This is a genomic window from Nocardia acididurans, from assembly GCF_016741815.1.
GTDB lineage: Bacteria > Actinomycetota > Actinomycetes > Mycobacteriales > Mycobacteriaceae > Nocardia > Nocardia acididurans.
This window is the reverse complement of sequence record NZ_JAERRJ010000005.1, coordinates 456,204-474,586: the sequence shown is the minus strand read 5'-3', so window position 1 is coordinate 474,586 and position 18,383 is coordinate 456,204. Positions and strand designations below refer to the sequence as shown.

The following is an 18,383-nucleotide window of genomic DNA, read 5'->3' as shown; positions in this document are numbered from 1 at the left end:
CAAAGTGCAGGCGAAAGCTAGCGGCGATTCACACTTGCAACAGGTAGACGCACATTTTTTCCTGTGCCATCGTGTGGAAGTACACCCCGCGGGCCTAACAAGTCTGCGAATTGCCGCTCCAGCAGTGGTCGAACAACGCGAGTGTCCGACCGGCGGGGCAACCGAGACCGAACGAAGAAGTGGAGTCAGAGATGTCGAACGTCGGCACCCCGAAGACCGCTGCGGAACTCCAGCAGGATTGGGACACCAACCCCCGCTGGAAGGGCATCACCCGCAACTACACGGCCGAGCAGGTCGTGAAGCTGCAGGGCACCGTTGTCGAGGAGCACACCCTCGCCCGTCGTGGTGCCGAGATCCTCTGGGACCTCGTCAACAACGAGGACTACATCAACTCCCTGGGCGCCCTCACCGGCAACCAGGCCGTGCAGCAGGTTCGCGCCGGCCTGAAGGCCATCTACCTGTCCGGTTGGCAGGTCGCCGGTGACGCCAACCTGTCCGGCCACACCTACCCGGACCAGTCGCTGTACCCGGCCAACTCGGTTCCGGCCGTGGTCCGCCGCATCAACAACGCGCTGCTCCGCGCCGACGAGATCGCCAAGGTCGAGGGCGACACCTCGGTCAGCAACTGGCTGGCCCCGATCGTCGCCGACGCCGAGGCCGGCTTCGGTGGCGCGCTGAACGCCTACGAGCTGCAGAAGGCCATGATCGCCGCCGGCGCCGCCGGCGTGCACTGGGAGGACCAGCTGGCCTCCGAGAAGAAGTGTGGCCACCTGGGCGGCAAGGTGCTGATCCCCACCCAGCAGCACATCCGCACCCTGACCTCGGCTCGCCTCGCGGCCGACGTCGCCGGTGTCCCGTCGGTCATCATCGCGCGCACCGACGCCGAGGCCGCCACCCTGATCACCTCCGATGTGGACGAGCGTGACCGCGAGTTCCTCGACGGCACCCGTACCCCCGAGGGCTTCTTCGGCGTGAAGAACGGCATCGAGCCCTGCATCGCGCGTGCCAAGGCCTACGCCCCGTACTCCGACCTCATCTGGATGGAGACCGGCGTGCCGGACCTCGAGGTCGCGCGCAAGTTCGCCGAGTCGGTTCGCAGCGAGTTCCCGGACCAGCTGCTGGCCTACAACTGCTCGCCGTCCTTCAACTGGAAGGCGCACCTGGACGACGCCACCATCGCGAAGTTCCAGCGCGAGCTGGGCGCCATGGGCTTCAAGTTCCAGTTCATCACTCTGGCCGGCTTCCACTCGCTGAACTACGGCATGTTCGACCTGGCCTACGGCTACGCCCGCGAGGGCATGACCGCCTTCGTCGACCTGCAGGAGCGCGAGTTCAAGGCCGCCGCCGAGCATGGCTTCACCGCCATCAAGCACCAGCGTGAGGTCGGCGCCGGCTACTTCGACACCATCGCCACCACCGTGGACCCGAACACCAGCACCGCTGCGCTGAAGGGCTCCACCGAAGAGGGCCAGTTCCACTGAGCCACATAGGTTCTTGAGAACTGAACCCGGGGCGGCTGTCGCATCACACCGCTGCCGCCCCGGGTCGCCCTTCCCGTCGACAGCCCCGGCGGGGAGGGCTTTTTCTTATAACTTCAAAACGCAAGACCTTACGAAGGCGCAGGGTCTCCATACGACGCCTTCACACAGCTTGACCAAAGACTTCGAGTCGTTCGGTAGGCGACAACTGATTTCGTTCCGGTCGGGGTAACTCACCGGGTACGGCCAAAATCGGTTCGGAACCTGACGTAGGCACGGGTGTCTGACTGGCAACGGTATTTAGCCGCCCGCAAAAGTTGCGGGGAGGCGGAACGGAGCGGGACGTGAGCAACGAAAAGATTCAGCGCGTCGGCATCATCGGTGCCGGACAGATGGGTGCGGGTATCGCCGAAGTCTGTGCTCGGGCGCATGTCGATGTCCTCGTTTTCGAACAGACCCGTGAGTTGGCCGCCGCCGGGCGTGCCCGCATCCTGCGGTCGCTGGACCGCGGGGTGTCCAGTGGCAAGATCACCGAGCGGGAGCGTGAGCAGGCCGCCTGGCGGCTCCGCTTCACCTCGGACCTCGGCGATTTCGCCGACCGTCAGCTCGTCGTCGAAGCCGTGCTCGAGAACGAAGACGTGAAGACCGCCATCTTCGCCGAGCTCGACAAGGTCGTCACCGACCCGAACGCGGTGCTGGCCTCCAACACCTCCTCCATCCCGATCATGAAGATCGCCGTGGCCACCAACAACCCCGAGCGGGTCGTGGGCATGCACTTCTTCAACCCGGTGCCGGTGCTGCCGCTGGTCGAGCTCATCACCACGCTCAAGACCTCCGACTCGGTCACCAAGCGCGCCGAGCAGTTCGCCTCCGACATCCTCGGCAAGCAGGTCGTGCGCTCCGCCGACCGCTCCGGCTTCGTCGTCAACGCGCTGCTGGTGCCCTACCTGCTGTCCGCCATCCGCATGGTCGAATCCGGTTTCGCCACCAAGGAAGACGTCGACAAGGCCATGGTGCTGGGCTGCGCCCACCCGATGGGCCCGCTCGCCCTCACCGACCTGGTCGGCCTCGACACCGTGAAGTCCATCGCCGACTCCATGTACTCCGAGTTCAAGGAGCCGCTCTACAGCGCGCCTCCGCTGCTGATGCGCATGGTCGAGGCAGGTTTGCTGGGTAAGAAGACCGGTGCGGGCTTCTACCAGTACGGCTCCCCCGCCTCTCCGCGTACTTAGCGGGCGGCCGAGAGCCGTCGGCGTCACGCACCCGTGCCGACGGTTGGGTGCCGATCCGATTCCGGACGTCCCCGGCGAGTTACCCGGCCCGTGCGAAATCAGTTGTCGCGTTGGGATCCAGGGCTCGCCGGGCCTTCGGCCCTAGGCGCCGCCCAGGGTGTCGACCTTTCTTTCTCCAGGTGGCGCGTCGCCGGGCAAGTGGCGGCGTCCATCTTTACCGGGCATAAGCTGCAAAGAGGTCGAGTCGGACCGGCAGCTTGGAAGGAGTGTCCGCATCATGGTCAATGTCAGCGACGGCTTCGGGTCCAGCGTTCTGGGCTACCCGAGGGTCGGGCAGCACCGCGAGCTCAAACGTGCGCTCGAGTCCTACTGGCACGGCACGCTCTCGCGCGACGAGCTGCTCGCGGTCGGCCGCGAGATTCAGGAGAGCCAGTATCTGGAACTGGCAGCCACCGGGCTCACCCAGGTGCCCGGCAACACCTTCTCCTACTACGACCACATTCTCGACAACGCGCTGCTGTTCGGCGCGGTGCCGAAGCGGTTCGAGGCGGAGCGAGAAGGCTTGCACCCCTTGGACTTCTACTTCCTGATGGCACGCGGGCGGCCGGATCTGCCGCCGTTGGAACTGGTGCGGCTGCTGAACACGCCGTACCACTACCGCCAGCCGGAGCTGGATCTCGACACCGAATTCTCGCTGCACCCCGAGGCGCTGCTCGACGAATTCGACCGTGCCAAGGCCGTCGGTATCGAGCTGCGGCCCGTCGTGCTCGGACCGCTGTCGCTGCTGCTGCTGTCGAAGACCGGCCACGTTCCCGGCGAGACCGAATTCGACAAGCTGGTGCTGCTCGACAAGCTGCTACCCGTGTACGAGGAACTGTTCGAGATCCTCGCCAAGCGGGGCGCGACCTGCGTGCAGCTCGACGAGCCGTGCTTCACCAGCGACCGGTCGCCGTCCACCATGGAGCTGTTCGAGAAGACCTACCAGCGGCTGGGCAAGGCGCCGCTGCGGCCGCGCATCCTCGTCACCGGACAGTACGGCGACTTCGGTGAGGCCATCGAGATCCTGGCGCGCACCAAGGTCGAGGCCATCGGGCTCGACCTGGCCAGCTACCGGGTGCGGCCCGAGGATCTCGCCAAGATCGAGGGCATCTCGCGGAAGCGGTTGTACGCGGGCGTCATCAGCGGCACCAATGTGTGGAAGGCCGACCGCTACATCACCCTGGACTACCTGAACCAGCTGTCCAAGGTGTGCCCGGACATGGTGGTGTCCACCGGCGCGACCCTGCTGCACGTGCCCTACGACCTGCTCGTCGAATACGACATCGAAGACAATGTCGCCGACCGGCTCGCCTTCGCCAAACAGAAGGTCCTGGAAGTGGTTTCGCTCGCGAAGGCACTCACCGAGGGGCCGTCCGAGAAGTGGCGCAAGAAGCCCACCTCCGTGCACTTCAAGCAGAAGCACGCTGTGCGGCAACGGGTTTACAACGTCACCCCGCAGATGCGCGAACGCGAACCCTACGAGACGCGCAAGATCGCCCAGCAGGCCAAACTGCAACTGCCCCTGGTGCCCGCCACCACTCTCGGCTCCTTCCCGCAGACCAATACGGCCCGGCAGGCGCGGTACGAACTCGGTCAGGGACGCCTGTCCTTCGACGAGTACCGCAAGCGCATCGAAGCCGAGATCGAAGCCACCATCCGCCTGCAGGAGGACATCGGCCTCGACGTGTTCGTGCACGGCGAACACGAACGCAACGACATGATCCAGTACTTCGCGGAACTGCTCGACGGTTTCGCCACCACCCACTTCGGCTGGGTGCAGGTGTACGGATCCCGTTGCGTGCGACCGCCGATCCTGTACGGGGATGTCGCGCGGCCCGAACCCATGTCGGTGTCCTGGACCGCCTACGCGCAGTCGCTCACCGACAAGCCGGTCAAGGGCATGGTCACCGGCCCGGTCACCATGATCGCGCGATCGTTCGTGCGCCAGGACCAGCCGCTGTTCGAGACCGCCGACCAAGTGGCCCTTGCCATTCGGGACGAGGTCGTGGATCTGGAGAAGGCGGGCATCTCCATCATCCAGGTGGACGAGCCGTCCATCCGCGAACTGTTGCCGCTGCGCGCCCATGGGCGGCCGGAGTACCTACGCTGGGCGGTCGGCGCGTTCAAGCTGGCCACCGCGGGGGTCAAACCCGAAACCCAAATCCACACGCACATCGGCTATTCCAGCCGTAGCGATGTCGTCGCCGCGATCAACGAACTCGATGCCGACGTCACCGCCATCGTCGCCACCCGCTCCATCGAATGGGTGCTCGAGGCGCTCACCGAGGATTGCGCCGAAGGCCACGGCCTCACCCACGGTGTCGGCCCCGGTGTCTACGAGTCCCGTTCCGCCCGTATCCCGGACATCGACGAACTCGACGAACTGCTCACCGCCGCTGCGGAAGCCGTTACCCCGCAACGACTCTGGGCCAACCCCGACGGCGGTCTGAAGACCCGCCACCACTGGCAGCTCGATCCGTCGCTGCGCAATATGGTGGCCGCCGCGCGTCGCGTGCGCCGGCGGGCCGAAGCCCAGCAGGCGGGCGAGTAGGCGCATCCTTCGAAAACACCACGGCGGCACCGGATTCCCTCCGGTGCCGCCGTCGTTTTCGAGTCGTTCCCCGGCTAACGGCCGCGTAGTCCTGTGATGAGGAGTTCGACCATGCGGCGAGCGTCGTAGCGGGGGTCGCTGTCGGCGCCGATGCACAGGTTGCCGACGCCGCGCAGCAGCTCGTAGGCGTCCATGCCGGGGCGGATCTCGTCCGCGGCCGCGGCGGCGTCGAGCAACTGCGCGCACACCGGCACTAGACGGTCGAGGAAATACGCGTGCAGGGTCTCGAACGTGGGATCACCGGATTGCAAGGCCGCGGCGAGGCCGTGTTTGGTGACCAGGAAATCGGTGAACAGGTCGATCCATCGCGACAGCGCGGTATACGGCGAACCGCCATCGGCCAGCAGCGCCGGACCGGCCTCGGCGCACGCCTCGACCTGGTGCCGGTACACCGCGACCACCAGGTCGGCCCGGGTCGGGAAATGCCGATAGATCGTGCCGACGCCGACGCCGGCCCTGGCGGCGATCTCCCGGACGGGCACGTCGACACCCGCCGTGACGAAGGCCGCGGCCGCCGCGTCCAGCAGGGCCTGTGCGTTACGCCGGGCGTCGGCCCGCTTCCGCGGCGCTGCTGCTTCCTCGCTGTCGATGCCGGTCATCACATCACTTCCCGTCCTCTTGCCAAGCGGAACAATGTTCCATATATTCGTTAGCGGAACGTTGTTCCGTTTGTCCACGATGTCAGAACAAGCGGGCCGATCCAAATCATGCATCGCGAAGTCGCTTCACCTCTGATGGAGGACCATCTCATGCAGTACCGCACCCTGGGCCACACCGGCATTCAGGTCAGCACCCTCGCGCTGGGCGCGATGAACTTCGGAAGCCTGGGACACACCACCCAGGACGAGGTGACCACCATGGTCGACACCGCCCTGGAGCGCGGCATCAACCTCATCGACACCGCCGACGTGTACAGCCGGGGCGAGTCGGAGGAAATGGTCGGCAAGGCCATCGCCGGCCGCCGCGACGCCGTCGTGCTGGCCACGAAATCGGGCCTGCCCATGGGTGATTCGCGCAATCATCAAGGCAGTTCGCGCCGCTGGCTGACCACGTCGGTGGAAGACAGCCTGCGCCGCCTGGGCGTAGACCACATCGACCTCTACCAAATCCATCGGTGGGATCCCCGCACCAGCGACGAGGAAACGCTGCGGGCCCTGACCGACCTCCAGCGCTCCGGAAAGATCCGCCACTTCGGTTCCTCGACCTTCCCGGCCTACCGGATCGTCCAATCCCAGTGGGCCGCCCGCGAAAACCATCTCACCCGCTACGTCACCGAACAACCCAACTACTCGATCCTGCAGCGCGGCATAGAATCTCACGTCCTGCCCGTCACCCAGCAGTACGGCCTCGGCGTCCTCACCTGGAGTCCGCTGGCCTCAGGCTGGCTATCCGGTGCGATCCGCGCGGGCCGCGACATAGCCACCAGCCGTTCGACATTCATGCCCCACCGCTTCGACCCCACCATCCCCTCCAACCAATCCAAGCTGGCGGCCGTCGAACAACTGGCCACCCTCGCCGACTCCGCCGGCCTGACAATGATCCAGCTCGCCCTGGCCTTCGTCACCGCACACCCCGCCGTAACCAGCGCGATCATCGGCCCCCGAACAATCGACCACCTGCACTCCCAACTCGCCGCCGCCGACACCACACTCTCCACCGACACCCTCGACGCCATCGACACCATCGTCGCCCCCGGCACCGACCTCGCCCCCAGCGAAAAGAACGACACCCCACCCGCCCTACTCGACGCAGCGCTGCGCCGCCGCTGATCAGACCTGCGCCGATGACGACGAACGGCAAGGCCGACAGACCCACTCCGAAGGTGGCGATCGCGATGACCAGCAGCGAGCGGAACCGCTCACGGCGCACCGGATCCCGCACGGAGCAGGGATACCTCCCCGGCGCTGTCACCGCGCCGAAGGTGCGGTTGGCACTGGAATCAACAAGCGGTTCAAGAGAATTCGGAACGCGGTTGGTGAATCTCAGGTCCGGCGGTGACAACCGTGCCATGTTATGTCGCGCGATGGCTTTGGGCCGGGGATCCGTGGTCGTACGGTGGCGGTTTCCGTGGTGCGCTACGTGGTCGGCACGGATGTGGGCGAGGCGGACCGCTTTTAGTGTTGTGCACGTCGAAATCGCCGCGAGTATCGGCGAATCCATCGATTCGGTACGCATTCCCTTCACGATGCGAGGAGTGGTTATGAAAGCGCATGTCAGTTCGATTCTGCTGGGTGTCCGGGATATGGACCGGGCCAAGCAGTTCTACACCGAGGGGCTCGGGTGGAAGGTCGAGAACGACTATGGGGTCTCGGTGTTCTTCGCTTCGGACGGTGCCTCGCCGGTCGGGTTCTACAGTCGCGAGGGTCTGGCGGGGCAGGTGGGGGCCGATCCGGAGGGCAGTGGTTTCAGCGGTCTGGTGTTGACCTATGTCGTCCGCACCGAGGCGCGGGTGGACGAGATCATGGCGGAGGCGGAGAAGGCGGGGGCCACTGTCCTCAAGCCCGCCGGTGCACTGCCGTGGGGCGGGTACGGCGGCACCTTCGCCGATCCGGACGGCTACATCTGGAGTCTCGGGTACAGCGCCCAGGGCGCCGATCAGCCCTACGCCGAGTAGCCGTCGCCGCATCGAGAAAGTGGTCGCCGCAACCTAGGAAGTCAGGCGGGTTCTACGGGGAGCCAGAGCTCGCAGGTGGCGGTGGTGAAGTCGGCGGTATGGTCCAGGATCGCGACCATGGACGGGCCGGGGCGCAACCGCCAGGGATTGGAGGGGAACCAGTCGGTTGCGGTTGCGGCCCAGGTGTTCTGGAGGGTTTGGGGGTGCGGGCCGGTGGTGCGGAAGACGGCCCATTTTCCGGATGGGACCTCGATGGCGTCCAGATCGTTGGGGGTGGGGGTCTCGGGGGTGACCGCGACCCCGTGGAGGTAGGTCAGCGTGCTGCCCTCGGTGTTGTCGGGGTCCAGGTCGTCGCTGACCTGCAGGAGGCCGGATGGTGTGGTGTCGCTGAGGGATTTCAGCCGTAGGTGCTCCTCGGGGGGAAGGGAGGTGATGTGCTGCTGGATGTGGGGGTTGACGCCCTCGTGTATGAGGGGGACGCGGGTGGCGTGGCCGATCAGGCGGAATGCGGGGTGGTCGACGATGCGGGTGGTCATGGGGGTGGTCCCTTCGACGGTCAGGCGGAACCTGAGTTGGGGTTGGGTGCGAAGGGGGCCTCCGTCGCGGCGGACGTCACCGGGGGTGGCGCCGTGGACCGCGCGGAAGGCGCGGCCGAATGCCTCGGCGGAGCCGTAGCCGTGGCGGACCGCGATGGTCAGCAGGTCGTATTCGGCCCGGATCACCTCGGCGGCGGCGACTGTCATGCGGCGTCGGCGCAGGTACTCCGACAGTGGCATGCCGGCCAGGGATGAGAACATTCGGCGCAGGTGGTACTCGGTGGTGCCGAGATCCCGGGCCAGGACACCGAGGTCGAGCTCTTCGGTGAGGTGCTGCTCGACCAGGTCGACGAGCCTGTTGAGTGCGGCGATCACGAGGCCTCCTTCCGTCATCGACACTGGTGCATCGCACCATTGCCGCACCCGATCGCGGCGAACCGATCCGATCAGTCGATTCGATCATGCACCTCACCGGGTACCGTGCTCATGCCGCGGTGAGGGCCTCGGCGATCTTGCGAGCCATGGCCGTCACGGCGGGGGCGGGTACGCCCTTGCCGGACTGGACGGCGGCTTCCACGGCCACCAGCACAGTGGTGCGGAAGTTGGCGGCCTCGGCCGAATCCTGTTGGGCGAGAACGGTCATGGCCGCGGAGAGAGCGGGGAGGACCTGCTCGGCGAGTTCGGCGGTGTTCTTGCCGGTCAGATGGATGTCCTTGGACTTGGTGGAGAGGGTGTGGCCGACGAGGCCGGTGGCGGAGGTCAGGGCGATGGAGGCGTTCTTGATGCCCTTGTGGGGAGCGCCCGCGGCGGCCAGGAGGGAGACCGCGCCGTAGGCGGCGGTGCGGATGGTGCTCTGGGTGTCGGCGGTCGGGGCGGCGGTGGTGATGGACATGGTGTGTACTCCTCGAAATCCGTTGTGGGAGTGACCGGAACCCCGGTGGTTCAGGTCGCTTCGTTCGATGTACACACTCTGGCGGGGGCGGCTGACACCGGTCTGACAGGCGGCTGACACGTCGACTGACACCGATGCGCGGGATGTCAGGGGGCGGGCCAGAGCACCGCGTCCGGCGGGCACCAGGTGGGGCCGCGGTCGGAGTAGGCGGTGCCCTCGACCAATTGCGAACCCACGCAGTAGGAGTCGAATTCGGTGTCGGGGCGGGCGACGGCGGGGGTGGCGTGGGCCGAGGTGGCCAGGATCAGGGTCGCGCCGATGGTGGTGGCGGCCGCGCCCAGGGTGAGGGTGAGGCGACGGGCCCAGGGGGCGCGGGTGTTCCGGGCGGTGGCGGGGGATTCGATCTTCGGCATGGGAATGAAGCTATGAGGCGCGCACCCACGTCCACCTCACGCTGAAGCGCGATTCCGGAGTCATACCCGGGTACTGTGCGCGCGGCCCGCGGGTGCGATCACGATTGCTTCACGAATCGCCGGATAGCTTGTGCTCCAGGTTGTTTCGGGCTGATTCGAGGAGGCGAACGGGATGGATCCGACGGGCAAGGGCGACCGCACCGAAGAGGCGCAGCCGCCCAAGGAGTACAACGAGTCCGCGGGGGAGAAGGGCGATCGGACGCACAGTCCGCAGACCGCCAAACCGGGACCGCGGTAGTGGCGAACAACGCATTCGGACCTGACCGGCCCCGGTCCCGGGGCCGGTTAGCCTGTGCACGAACTCGATTCGCAGACAGGAGTACCACCGTGGGACTGTTCGACAATCTGAAGGATGCCGCGGGCAAGGCCGCCGATCTCGCGGTCCAGCACGCGGACAAGCTGGACCCGCTGGTGGACAAGGCCGGAGACCTGGTGGATCAGCGCACCGAGGGCAAGTACGCCGAGCAGGTGGACAAGGCGCAGGACGCCGCCAAGAAGGCGCTGCGCGAGCAGGCGCAGAAGTAGCCCGCCGATCGCTGGAACGTGCGCGTACCGTCGATCCGGCTCCCGTGACGATGTGACCTGGGTCATACTCTGGCAATGGGCCCAGAGGGAAAACCCAGCGTAGTGGTCATCGGTGCAGGCATCTCGGGCCTCGCGGCGGCACGCGCACTCCACCGACTCGGTCATGCCGTGACGGTGCTGGAGGCGCGCGACCGCCTCGGCGGCCGCATCTGGACCGACGAAGACGGCGTGGATCGCGGGGCGCACTGGATACACGGCACCGAGGGCAACCCGATCACCGAACTGGCCGAGCAGCACGACATCTCGTACGGCTACGTCGGCGGCGACAGCGCCTACACCGGCGGCTTCGACTGCCTGAACCTCTTCGGCGTGGACCACGCGCCCGCCGCGCGCGCCGCCAAGAACCGCACCCTCGAACTGGCCGACGCCCTGCTGCACGAACTCGAGAAGCGAGCCGAGGTGGCGCGGCGGCAGAACCTGCCCGATATGCCGCTCGCGGCGGCCATCGACGCCGTGCTGCGCGAACGCGCCCACGCGCCCGAGGATGAGGAAGCCGTCCGCTACCACCTCAATGTGGTGCTGCGCGAGGACGTCGGCGAGGATCCGGCGCTGCTGTCCTTCAAGCACTGGGAAGACGGCTACCTCGTCTACGGGTACGGGGACAGCGTGCTGCACAACGGATATCAGCCCGTCGTGGACGCGCTCGCCGACGGGCTCACCGTGCACCTGAACCACGCCGTCACCCGGATCGAATACGGCGACGAGTCCGCGTCGGCCCGGGTCGTCACCGCACAGCGTGAATTCCGGGCCGACCGGGTGCTGGTCACCGTGCCGCTGGGCGTGCTCAAGCACGGCGACGTGAACTTCGTGCCGCCGCTGCCGGACGCCAAACTCGCGGCCATCAAGCAGCTGGGGTTCGGCACACTCAACAAGATCGCCCTGCACTATCCCGAAAGGTTCTGGCCCGCAGAGCAATACGTGTTCGGATACCTGTGCCGCGAAACCGACCGCTACCCCACGGTCGTCATCAATATGTGGCGGTCGCACGGTAAACCCATCCTGGTGATGCTGCTCGGCGCATCCCTCGGCCGCCGGATGGAGAGCTGGACCGACGACGAGGTCCACGACTACGCCACCACCGTTGTCTCCGACATCTTCGGCGCGAATGTGCCCGCGCCCGAGCGGATCACGCGCACGGCGTGGTCATCGGACCCGTACTCGCACGGGTCGTACGCGTGTATCGGTTTCAACGCCACGCCCCGCGATATCGACGTCCTCGCCGAACCGGTCGGCGGCCGAATCCATTTCGCGGGCGAGGCGACCAACAGCTACCACTGGGGCTGCGTGCACAGCGCCTACGAGTCCGGGCTGCGGGAGGCCGCCCGGATCAGCGGTGACGGCACCCTGTACCTGCCGCCCACCACGGAGATCTCACGGCGGCAGCGCCGGGACATCGACCGGATGAAACGGTTCGCGCGACTGCGCATCTCCACCATCGACACCGCGGAACTGCGCACCCGGATGCTCTGCCTGAGCGAGAGCCTGGACCCGTTCGGCGTCCGCATGTTCGAATCCCTGACCGATGCCGAACTGGAGATCCTGGGCTCCATGTTCGACGTATTGTCCTTCGCCCCAGGGGAATCCATCTGCCGCGAGGACGATGCCGCGCACGGCGTCTACCTCGTCGCGGACGGTACGGTCGAGGTGGATTTCGGTGGCATCTACGAACCCGCCACCCTCGGTCGCGGCACCCTGGCCGGTGGCCACGACCTGTTCTTCAATGCCCGCACCACCAGCGTCACCGCGATGGACGACGTCCTCGTCTACCACCTGGATCACTACCGGTACAAGACATTCCTCTACGCGTTCCCCGACGTCATGATGAGCATGCTCACCGATCTCGTCACCCGCTGGGAACGACTGGAAGATGTGCTGGGCGCGCAGATCCTGCCACGCGCACAACGTATTTCGGATGGAGAGGCGGGGCGGTAGGCGAATGCTCCTCGTCGAGCGCCGACGGCCCCATCGCCGCCGGATTCGCTACCGCCGCACCGCTCTTCGCGGCTTCGTCGCCGCGGCTTCGGAACGCATCAGTAGCCGCGTCCGCCGTTGTTGTTGCGACCGTGATCGCGCTGGTACCAGTCCCGGTAGTGGCTCCAGCAGTAGTTCCAGTCGTAGCCCTTGCTGTTGCTGTCGCAGTAGTAGTGGTACCAGTAGTTCTCGTCGCGGTCGGCGGCGGCGGTGCCCGCGCCCACGGGGAGGGCGGAGGCGACGCCCGCGCCCACCGGGAGGGTGAACAGGGCGGCCGCGAGGACGGTGACGAGGCGCTTGGTCGACATGTGCTGTGCTCCTGGTGCTGTGCTTCGGGTATTTCCCTTGCCAGCAATAGTGCTGCTCAGCGCGATTGTTCTCTGTCGTCCGGTTGGCGCTGGGAGTGTGTCGGCGCCGACACAACGTCGTAGCGGCGGATGTAGGCGCCGATGAAGGCCTGCGCGGTCGCCGTCACCGGAATGGCCAGCAGCGCACCGGTCGCGCCGAACAGGGCCGCGCCCGCGATGACCGCGCCGAAGGCCACCGCGGGATGCATGTCCAAGGTGGTGGCCGTGATCCGCGGTTGCAGGACATAGTTCTCGAACTGCTGGTAGAGCACGATGAAGCCGAGAATCCACAGCGCCGTGCGCGGGCTCTGCGCGAGCGCGACGATCACCGGCAGCGCACCCGCCAGGTAGGTGCCGACGGTCGGAATGAACTGGGAGACAACGCCGACCCACAGCGCGAGCGCGAAAGCCTGTGGCATGTCGAGGAATCGCATGGCCAGGTAGTGCGCGATGGTCGACGCCAGGGCGAGCAGCGCCCGCGAATACAGATAGCCGCCGGTCTTTTCCACGGCGATGTCCCAGGCGCGCAGCACATGTTTCTGCCGGCGCGGGGGCAGTACCGAGCACACCGCATTGCGGAAGCGCGGCCCGTCGGCGGCGAAGTAGAAGGTGAACAGCAGTACTCCGAGCCCCTGGAAGAGCACGCCCAGCGCGGTGGTGCCGATACCCCAGACATCCCCGGCCAGCCCCAGCACATAGGACTCCAGCGACGAGCTCATCTCCGTCGCCTTCTTGGTGATGTCGATCCCCGACAGATCCGTGTTGAACGTCGAATTGATCCAGCGCACAACGTCTTCGGCATAGTCCGGAGCATTGTTGATGATGGCCGTGACCTGGTCCACCACCAGCTCGCCCATGGTCCACACGAAGGCGACCACGGCGATCAGCAGCAGCGTGAACACCAGCCCCGTCGCCGGGCCGCGCCGCCAGCCGCGCGCCGACAACCAGTTCACCGCCGGTTCGATGGCGAACGCCAGGAACAGCGACACCACCAGAACCGTCAGCAGCCCCTGCAGTTTCGTGATCGCCCAGTACGCCGTGAAGATCCCCGCCACCGTGACCGCCGCCAGCAGATAGGCCCGCGGCAGCCACGGCGGAATCAGGTTCGAGACCGGAACCGGCTGCGGCTCCGAATCATTCGATGGTTCGGTGCTCGGATCCGTCATCACATGGTGGCGGCGTCGATGACGAAGCGGTAGCGCACGTCACTGGCCACGACCCGGTCGTAGGCCTCGTCGATGCGGTCGGCCGAGATGAGCTCGATCTCCGCGCCTATGCCGTGCTCGGCGCAGAAGTTCAGCATCTCCTGCGTTTCGGCGATGCTGCCGATCATGGAGCCGGACAATGAGCGGCGGTAGCCCGCGACGGTGAAAGGCTTTACCGCCAGCGGGTTTTCGGGCAGCCCGAGGATCACCAGGGTGCCGTCCAGGCGGAGCAGCTTCAGGTAGTGGTCGATCGGCAGGTCCGCGGAGACGGTGTTGAGGATCAGGTCGAAGTGGCTGCGCAGATCTTTGAACGTCTGCCGCTCGCTGGTGGCGTAGTAGTGGTGCGCGCCGAACCTCTTGCCGTCCTCCTGCTTGCTCAGCGAATGGCTGAGCACGGTGACCTCCGCGCCCATGGCGGCGGCGATCTTCACGCCGATGTGGCCGAGCCCGCCCATGCCGATGATGGCGACCCGCTTGCCGGGGCCGGCGTTCCAGTGCCGCAGCGGCGAGAACAGGGTGACGCCCGCGCACAGCAGGGGCGCGGCCACATCCAGCCCGATGCCCTCGGGAATGGACAGCACGAAATTCTCGGTGACGACGACCTGGGTGGAGTAGCCGCCCATGGTGTATCCGCCGGGCTGCAGATCCGGTGACACCGTCGAGTTGTAGGTCATGGTCGCGCCGGGCACGCAGTAGTTGTCCGCACCCGCGAGACAGGCCTCGCACGTGCCGCAGGAGTCCACCATGCAGCCCACGCCCACCCGATCGCCCACCCGGTGCTTGGTGACGGCCGAGCCGACCGCCGCGACCAGGCCCGCGATCTCGTGCCCGGGGACGCACGGGTACCTGGTGCCGCCCCATTCGTCGCGGGCGGTGTGGATGTCGGAGTGGCAGATACCGGCGTATTTCACATCGATCAGCACATCGTGCGGTCCGAGTTCGCGGCGCTCGATGGCCTGCTTCTCGAAGGACCCGTCGGGGGCGTTCACGGCATACGCGGCAGCAGTGCTCATGGTTACATGCCTACCTGCGCACGCGTCGATTCACCAAGCATCGGTTCGATTTCACACGTTCGGCGCGGCGTGCCCGCGCTCTCGCGAACGGTCGGCATGCTGGGGCGATGGCGATCCTGCTGGCTCTGGTGTCGATGTGCTCGACGCTCATCGGCGGACTGGTCGCGGTGCGCATCGGCGACCGCAAACGGCTCGTCCTCGGACTGGCCGCCGGTGTGATGCTCGGGGTGGTCGCCTTCGACCTGATGCCCGAGGCGCTCGAAGCCGACACCCGGGTGGCGCTCGGCGTGCCGGTGCCGCTGCTGGCCGCGGTGGTCGGCTTCTTCACCGTGCACATCATGGAGAAGTCGGTGGCGCTGCACACCGGGCACGAGGACGAATTCGGTTCGCACCACCACGATTTCGCGACCGTGGGCATACTGGCGGCCTCCGGGCTGGTGTTCCACAGCTTCCTGGACGGGCTCAGCCTCGGATTCGGCTTCCAGGCGGGTTCGGCGGTGGGTATCGCGGTGGCCATCGCGGTCATCTCGCACGATTTCGCCGACGGTTTCAATACTTTCACCATCACCACGCTGTACGGGAACGAGCGCCGACGCGGGCTGATCCTGCTGGGGGCCGACGCCATCGCGCCGGTGGTGGGCGCGATCGTGGGCACGCTGGTCAAGGTGCCCACCGAACTGGTCGGCATGTACCTCGGCTATTTCGCGGGCTTCCTGCTCTACCTCGCCACCGCCGACATCCTGCCCGAGGCGCACGCGGGCAAACCCTCGAAATGGCCGATGCTGTGCACTCTGGGGGGTGTGCTGTTCATGCTCGGAGTGGCTGCGTTGAGCCACTGACCCTGGTACACCAATAGATACAGACGTCCAGCTGCGATGGACGTACGAGAGTCGGAGGCGTTCATGCGGGACGACACCCTTCCGAATGCGCCGGGCCCGCGCCGCGAAGGCCGCGGCGGCCGCCTCCTCGCCCTGCTCTTCGCCGCCCTGCTCGGCGTCACCGCGTTCCTGGGCTACAACGGCGATCTCGCCCGCTGGTCCCTGCGCGACGACTACCTCTCCTACACCCTCATCGCGCCGCCGCTGCCGCCGCTGGACACCGCGCTGGTCGCAGGGGTCGTGGAACCCACCCTGGTGAACATCAATTCGACCGTCCGACCCTTCGGGCTCGGCGCGGCCGGATCCGGCATCGTGCTCACCGCGCAGGGGCAGGTGCTCACCAGCCATCACGTCATCAAAGGCGCTGAGAGCGTGACGGTTTCGGATATCGGCACCGGACAGACCTATCCGGCGCGGGTGCTGGGCTACGACTCCGGAGCCGATATCGCCCTGCTCGAGCTGTCCGGCGCGGACGCACTGCCCGCCGCCCGCCTCGGCACCTCCTCGATCCTGCGACTCGGCGACGAGGTGCTCGCCATCGGCAACGCGGGCGGCACCGGCTCGCCCACCGCGGTCGGCGGGGAGATCACCGGACTCGACAACAGCATCGTCGCCCGCAATTCCTCGGACCTGAGCCGGAAACAGTTGCGCGGCATGATCGAAGTGGCCGCCGCCGTCGCCGCCGGGCAGTCCGGCGGGGCGCTGGTGAACCGCTACGGCGCGGTCGTCGGCGTCGTCACCGCCGCCTCGGGCGAGGTGCAGAAGGCACTGGGCAAGGGCCCCAACGGATATGCGGTGCCCATCGACACCGCCATGCACATCGTGGAGCAGATCCGTTCCGGCACACCGACCGACACCGTGCACATAGGCCCCACCGCCACCCTCGGCGTCATGACCGCCGACTCGCAGCGGCCCGCCGGCGCGCGCATCGAGGTGACCGTGCAGGGCATGCCCGCCCAGGCGGCGGGACTGCTCGAAGGAGAGGTGATCACGGCTGTCGACGGCCGCGTCATCGACGGCGTGCAGGCGCTCAAAGCCGTGCTCAACACCCGCAAACCCGATGAGGTGGTCCGGCTCGACCTGACCGAACCCGGGGGGACGCAGCGGACGGTGAGCGTGACGCTCACCGTCGGCCCGCCCAATTAGAGACGTGAGTTGAAGTAGTCCTGGAACTGGATGTACACGATCAGGATGACCACCGCGTAGTACACGGCGACCATCGTCCACCGCCACTCCACGACGATCTGCGCGAACCCGCGCGCCTTACCCCACAGCTGCCCCGTCACCAGGGCCAGCAGCGGCGGCGTCACCGCCCACACCACCATGCACCACGGGCACAGCGCGTGAATCATGAAGACCGCGTGGTAGATCAGCCAGAACACGGCCACCACACCCAGCAGCAGCCCGAACCACAGACTGCCCCAGATCCAGCGCGGGAAACCGATACCCGCCACCGACAGCACGCCGAGCGTGACCACCACGCTGAACCCGACCACGCCGATGATCGGATTCGGGAAACCGAAGACCGAGGCCTCCGCCGAATCCATCACCGTCGTACACGAGACCACCGAATCGATGCTGCACACCGGCACATAGCCGGGTTCGGTGAGACTCTTGAACTTCTCGACCAGCAGCGTCACCGACGCTCCCCAGCCGACCAATCCGAGCAGCAGCAGCGGCCACGCGGACCGGGGTGGAGCCGAGATCGTCACTTCGCCGCGGCCTCGATGACCGGCTTCAGACCGCCCTGGCTCATCAGCGCCTTGGAGTCCTGGATCTGCTCACCGTTCACGAACACCGACGGGGTCGACTGCAGACCGGTCTTGAACACCGCCTGGGTCTCGTCCTTCACGAAGCCCACGTACTTCTGGCTCGTAATGCCCTCGGCCACAGCGGGATCGGTGATGCCGACATCCTTGGTGATCTGGATCAGCTGCTCATCGGTCATGCCGTTCGCGCCCTCCTGGGGCTGCTTCTCGAACATGACGCCCAGCCACTGCTGGAACTTGTCCGGCGCGATCGTGCCGACCAGGTAGGCGGCATTCGCGGCGCGGGTGGAGTACTGGTTGCCGTTCGACGCGCGATCCAGGAAGGAGATGATGTTGTACTCGGCCACGGCGGTGCCGTTGGCCACCTCCTCCTCGATGGTCTTCGAGTTGGAGTTCTCGAACATCTGGCAGGCGGGGCACTGCAGGTCGGCCACGACCTGGACCTTCACCTTGGCATCCGCCTTGCCGACGCGGATCGCGCCGCCCTCGGTGAGCCCCGGCGGGACCGCGCTCGAGGTGGTGACGACGGGCGCGAACCCGGCGCTGTCCTTGTCGTCCTTCTTCATGGCGATGCCGATGATGATGGCGGCGACCAGGCCGACCAGCACGGCGACAACGCCCGCCTGAATGAGGATCTTGCGGTTCCGGTCGGCACGCTCTGCCTTAGCGAGCGGATTCTTACGGTCACCCGGCTTGCTGCTCACCTGCGCGCTCACCACGCCTTTCGTCGTCAACGAATG

At 66.7% G+C, this 18,383-nt stretch carries 19 protein-coding genes; 10 read left to right on the top strand and 9 right to left on the bottom strand.

Annotated features, from left to right (window positions below):
- Positions 1–191: 191 nt before the first annotated feature.
- The 3 genes from aceA (at position 192) to metE (ending at position 5,300) form a co-directional block, all read left to right on the top strand.
- Complete coding sequence (aceA, locus tag JK358_RS15430) at positions 192–1,481, top strand: isocitrate lyase (RefSeq protein ID WP_201948164.1); 1,290 nt, start codon at positions 192–194, stop codon at positions 1,479–1,481.
- Positions 1,482–1,822: 341 nt separating this feature from the next.
- Positions 1,823–2,710: a 3-hydroxybutyryl-CoA dehydrogenase gene (locus JK358_RS15425; protein ID WP_201948162.1), complete on the top strand. Its 888-nt coding sequence runs from the start codon at positions 1,823–1,825 to the stop codon at positions 2,708–2,710.
- Positions 2,711–2,987: 277 nt separating this feature from the next.
- Positions 2,988–5,300 carry a 5-methyltetrahydropteroyltriglutamate--homocysteine S-methyltransferase gene (metE, locus tag JK358_RS15420; protein ID WP_201948160.1) on the top strand — a complete coding sequence of 771 codons (2,313 nt, stop codon included), beginning with the start codon at positions 2,988–2,990 and terminating at the stop codon, positions 5,298–5,300.
- Positions 5,301–5,374: 74 nt separating this feature from the next.
- On the opposite strand, the gene JK358_RS15415 is transcribed toward metE, so the two are convergent.
- Positions 5,375–5,959, bottom strand: a complete 585-nt coding sequence (locus JK358_RS15415; protein ID WP_201948158.1) for a TetR/AcrR family transcriptional regulator — start codon at positions 5,957–5,959, stop codon at positions 5,375–5,377.
- A 150-nt stretch (positions 5,960–6,109) separates the two neighbouring features.
- Between JK358_RS15415 and JK358_RS15410 the strand changes: the two genes are divergently transcribed.
- Together JK358_RS15410 and JK358_RS15405 are read left to right on the top strand one after the other, a co-directional pair.
- Positions 6,110–7,129, top strand: a complete 1,020-nt coding sequence (locus JK358_RS15410) for an aldo/keto reductase (RefSeq protein ID WP_201948156.1) — start codon at positions 6,110–6,112, stop codon at positions 7,127–7,129.
- Between the two features lie 431 nt (positions 7,130–7,560).
- A complete protein-coding gene (locus tag JK358_RS15405; RefSeq protein WP_201948154.1) occupies positions 7,561–7,974 on the top strand; it encodes a VOC family protein in 414 nt (137 codons plus the stop codon).
- Between the two features lie 41 nt (positions 7,975–8,015).
- On the opposite strand, the gene JK358_RS15400 is transcribed toward JK358_RS15405, so the two are convergent.
- From JK358_RS15400 to JK358_RS40020, 3 genes are all read right to left on the bottom strand, one after another.
- Complete coding sequence (locus JK358_RS15400) at positions 8,016–8,885, bottom strand: AraC family transcriptional regulator (protein ID WP_201948152.1); 870 nt, start codon at positions 8,883–8,885, stop codon at positions 8,016–8,018.
- A 109-nt stretch (positions 8,886–8,994) separates the two neighbouring features.
- Positions 8,995–9,402, bottom strand: coding sequence for a hypothetical protein (locus tag JK358_RS15395; protein WP_201948150.1), 408 nt, complete (start codon positions 9,400–9,402; stop codon positions 8,995–8,997).
- 146 nt (positions 9,403–9,548) lie between these two features.
- Positions 9,549–9,815: a hypothetical protein gene (locus JK358_RS40020; protein WP_201948148.1), complete on the bottom strand. Its 267-nt coding sequence runs from the start codon at positions 9,813–9,815 to the stop codon at positions 9,549–9,551.
- Positions 9,816–9,987: 172 nt separating this feature from the next.
- Here JK358_RS40020 and JK358_RS40015 point away from each other — a divergent pair, with 172 nt between their 5' ends.
- The 3 genes from JK358_RS40015 (at position 9,988) to JK358_RS15380 (ending at position 12,392) form a co-directional block, all read left to right on the top strand.
- Complete coding sequence (locus tag JK358_RS40015) at positions 9,988–10,113, top strand: hypothetical protein (RefSeq protein WP_269811814.1); 126 nt, start codon at positions 9,988–9,990, stop codon at positions 10,111–10,113.
- An 89-nt stretch (positions 10,114–10,202) separates the two neighbouring features.
- Positions 10,203–10,400, top strand: a complete 198-nt coding sequence (locus JK358_RS15385) for an antitoxin (RefSeq protein WP_307817536.1) — start codon at positions 10,203–10,205, stop codon at positions 10,398–10,400.
- 102 nt (positions 10,401–10,502) lie between these two features.
- The gene (locus JK358_RS15380; protein WP_201948146.1) at positions 10,503–12,392 is read left to right on the top strand and encodes an FAD-dependent oxidoreductase; all 1,890 of its coding nucleotides are present in this window, start codon (positions 10,503–10,505) and stop codon (positions 12,390–12,392) included.
- A gap of 98 nt (positions 12,393–12,490) precedes the next feature.
- Here the strand turns inward: JK358_RS15380 and JK358_RS15375 are convergent, their stop codons facing one another.
- From JK358_RS15375 to JK358_RS15365, 3 genes are read right to left on the bottom strand one after another with little or no spacing between them, the layout of a single operon-like run.
- The gene (locus JK358_RS15375; RefSeq protein ID WP_201948144.1) at positions 12,491–12,739 is read right to left on the bottom strand and encodes a hypothetical protein; all 249 of its coding nucleotides are present in this window, start codon (positions 12,737–12,739) and stop codon (positions 12,491–12,493) included.
- A gap of 56 nt (positions 12,740–12,795) precedes the next feature.
- Positions 12,796–13,944, bottom strand: coding sequence for an AI-2E family transporter (locus JK358_RS15370; RefSeq protein ID WP_201948142.1), 1,149 nt, complete (start codon positions 13,942–13,944; stop codon positions 12,796–12,798).
- The gene (locus JK358_RS15365; protein WP_201948140.1) at positions 13,944–14,996 is read right to left on the bottom strand and encodes an NAD(P)-dependent alcohol dehydrogenase; all 1,053 of its coding nucleotides are present in this window, start codon (positions 14,994–14,996) and stop codon (positions 13,944–13,946) included. The genes JK358_RS15370 and JK358_RS15365 overlap by 1 nt, the downstream gene beginning before the upstream one ends.
- A 107-nt stretch (positions 14,997–15,103) precedes the next feature.
- Here JK358_RS15365 and JK358_RS15360 point away from each other — a divergent pair, with 107 nt between their 5' ends.
- Positions 15,104–15,835, top strand: coding sequence for a ZIP family metal transporter (locus JK358_RS15360; protein ID WP_201948137.1), 732 nt, complete (start codon positions 15,104–15,106; stop codon positions 15,833–15,835).
- 63 nt (positions 15,836–15,898) lie between these two features.
- Positions 15,899–17,020: a S1C family serine protease gene (locus JK358_RS15355; protein WP_201948135.1), complete on the top strand. Its 1,122-nt coding sequence runs from the start codon at positions 15,899–15,901 to the stop codon at positions 17,018–17,020.
- On the opposite strand, the gene JK358_RS15350 is transcribed toward JK358_RS15355, so the two are convergent.
- Both JK358_RS15350 and JK358_RS15345 read right to left on the bottom strand, forming a co-directional pair.
- On the bottom strand, positions 17,017–17,586 hold the full coding sequence (locus tag JK358_RS15350; RefSeq protein WP_201948133.1) for a vitamin K epoxide reductase family protein: 570 nt from the start codon (positions 17,584–17,586) through the stop codon (positions 17,017–17,019). The genes JK358_RS15355 and JK358_RS15350 overlap by 4 nt on opposite strands.
- Positions 17,583–18,377 carry a DsbA family protein gene (locus JK358_RS15345; RefSeq protein WP_232851287.1) on the bottom strand — a complete coding sequence of 265 codons (795 nt, stop codon included), beginning with the start codon at positions 18,375–18,377 and terminating at the stop codon, positions 17,583–17,585. Before JK358_RS15345 ends, JK358_RS15350 begins: the two co-directional genes overlap by 4 nt.
- Positions 18,378–18,383 lie beyond the last annotated feature (6 nt).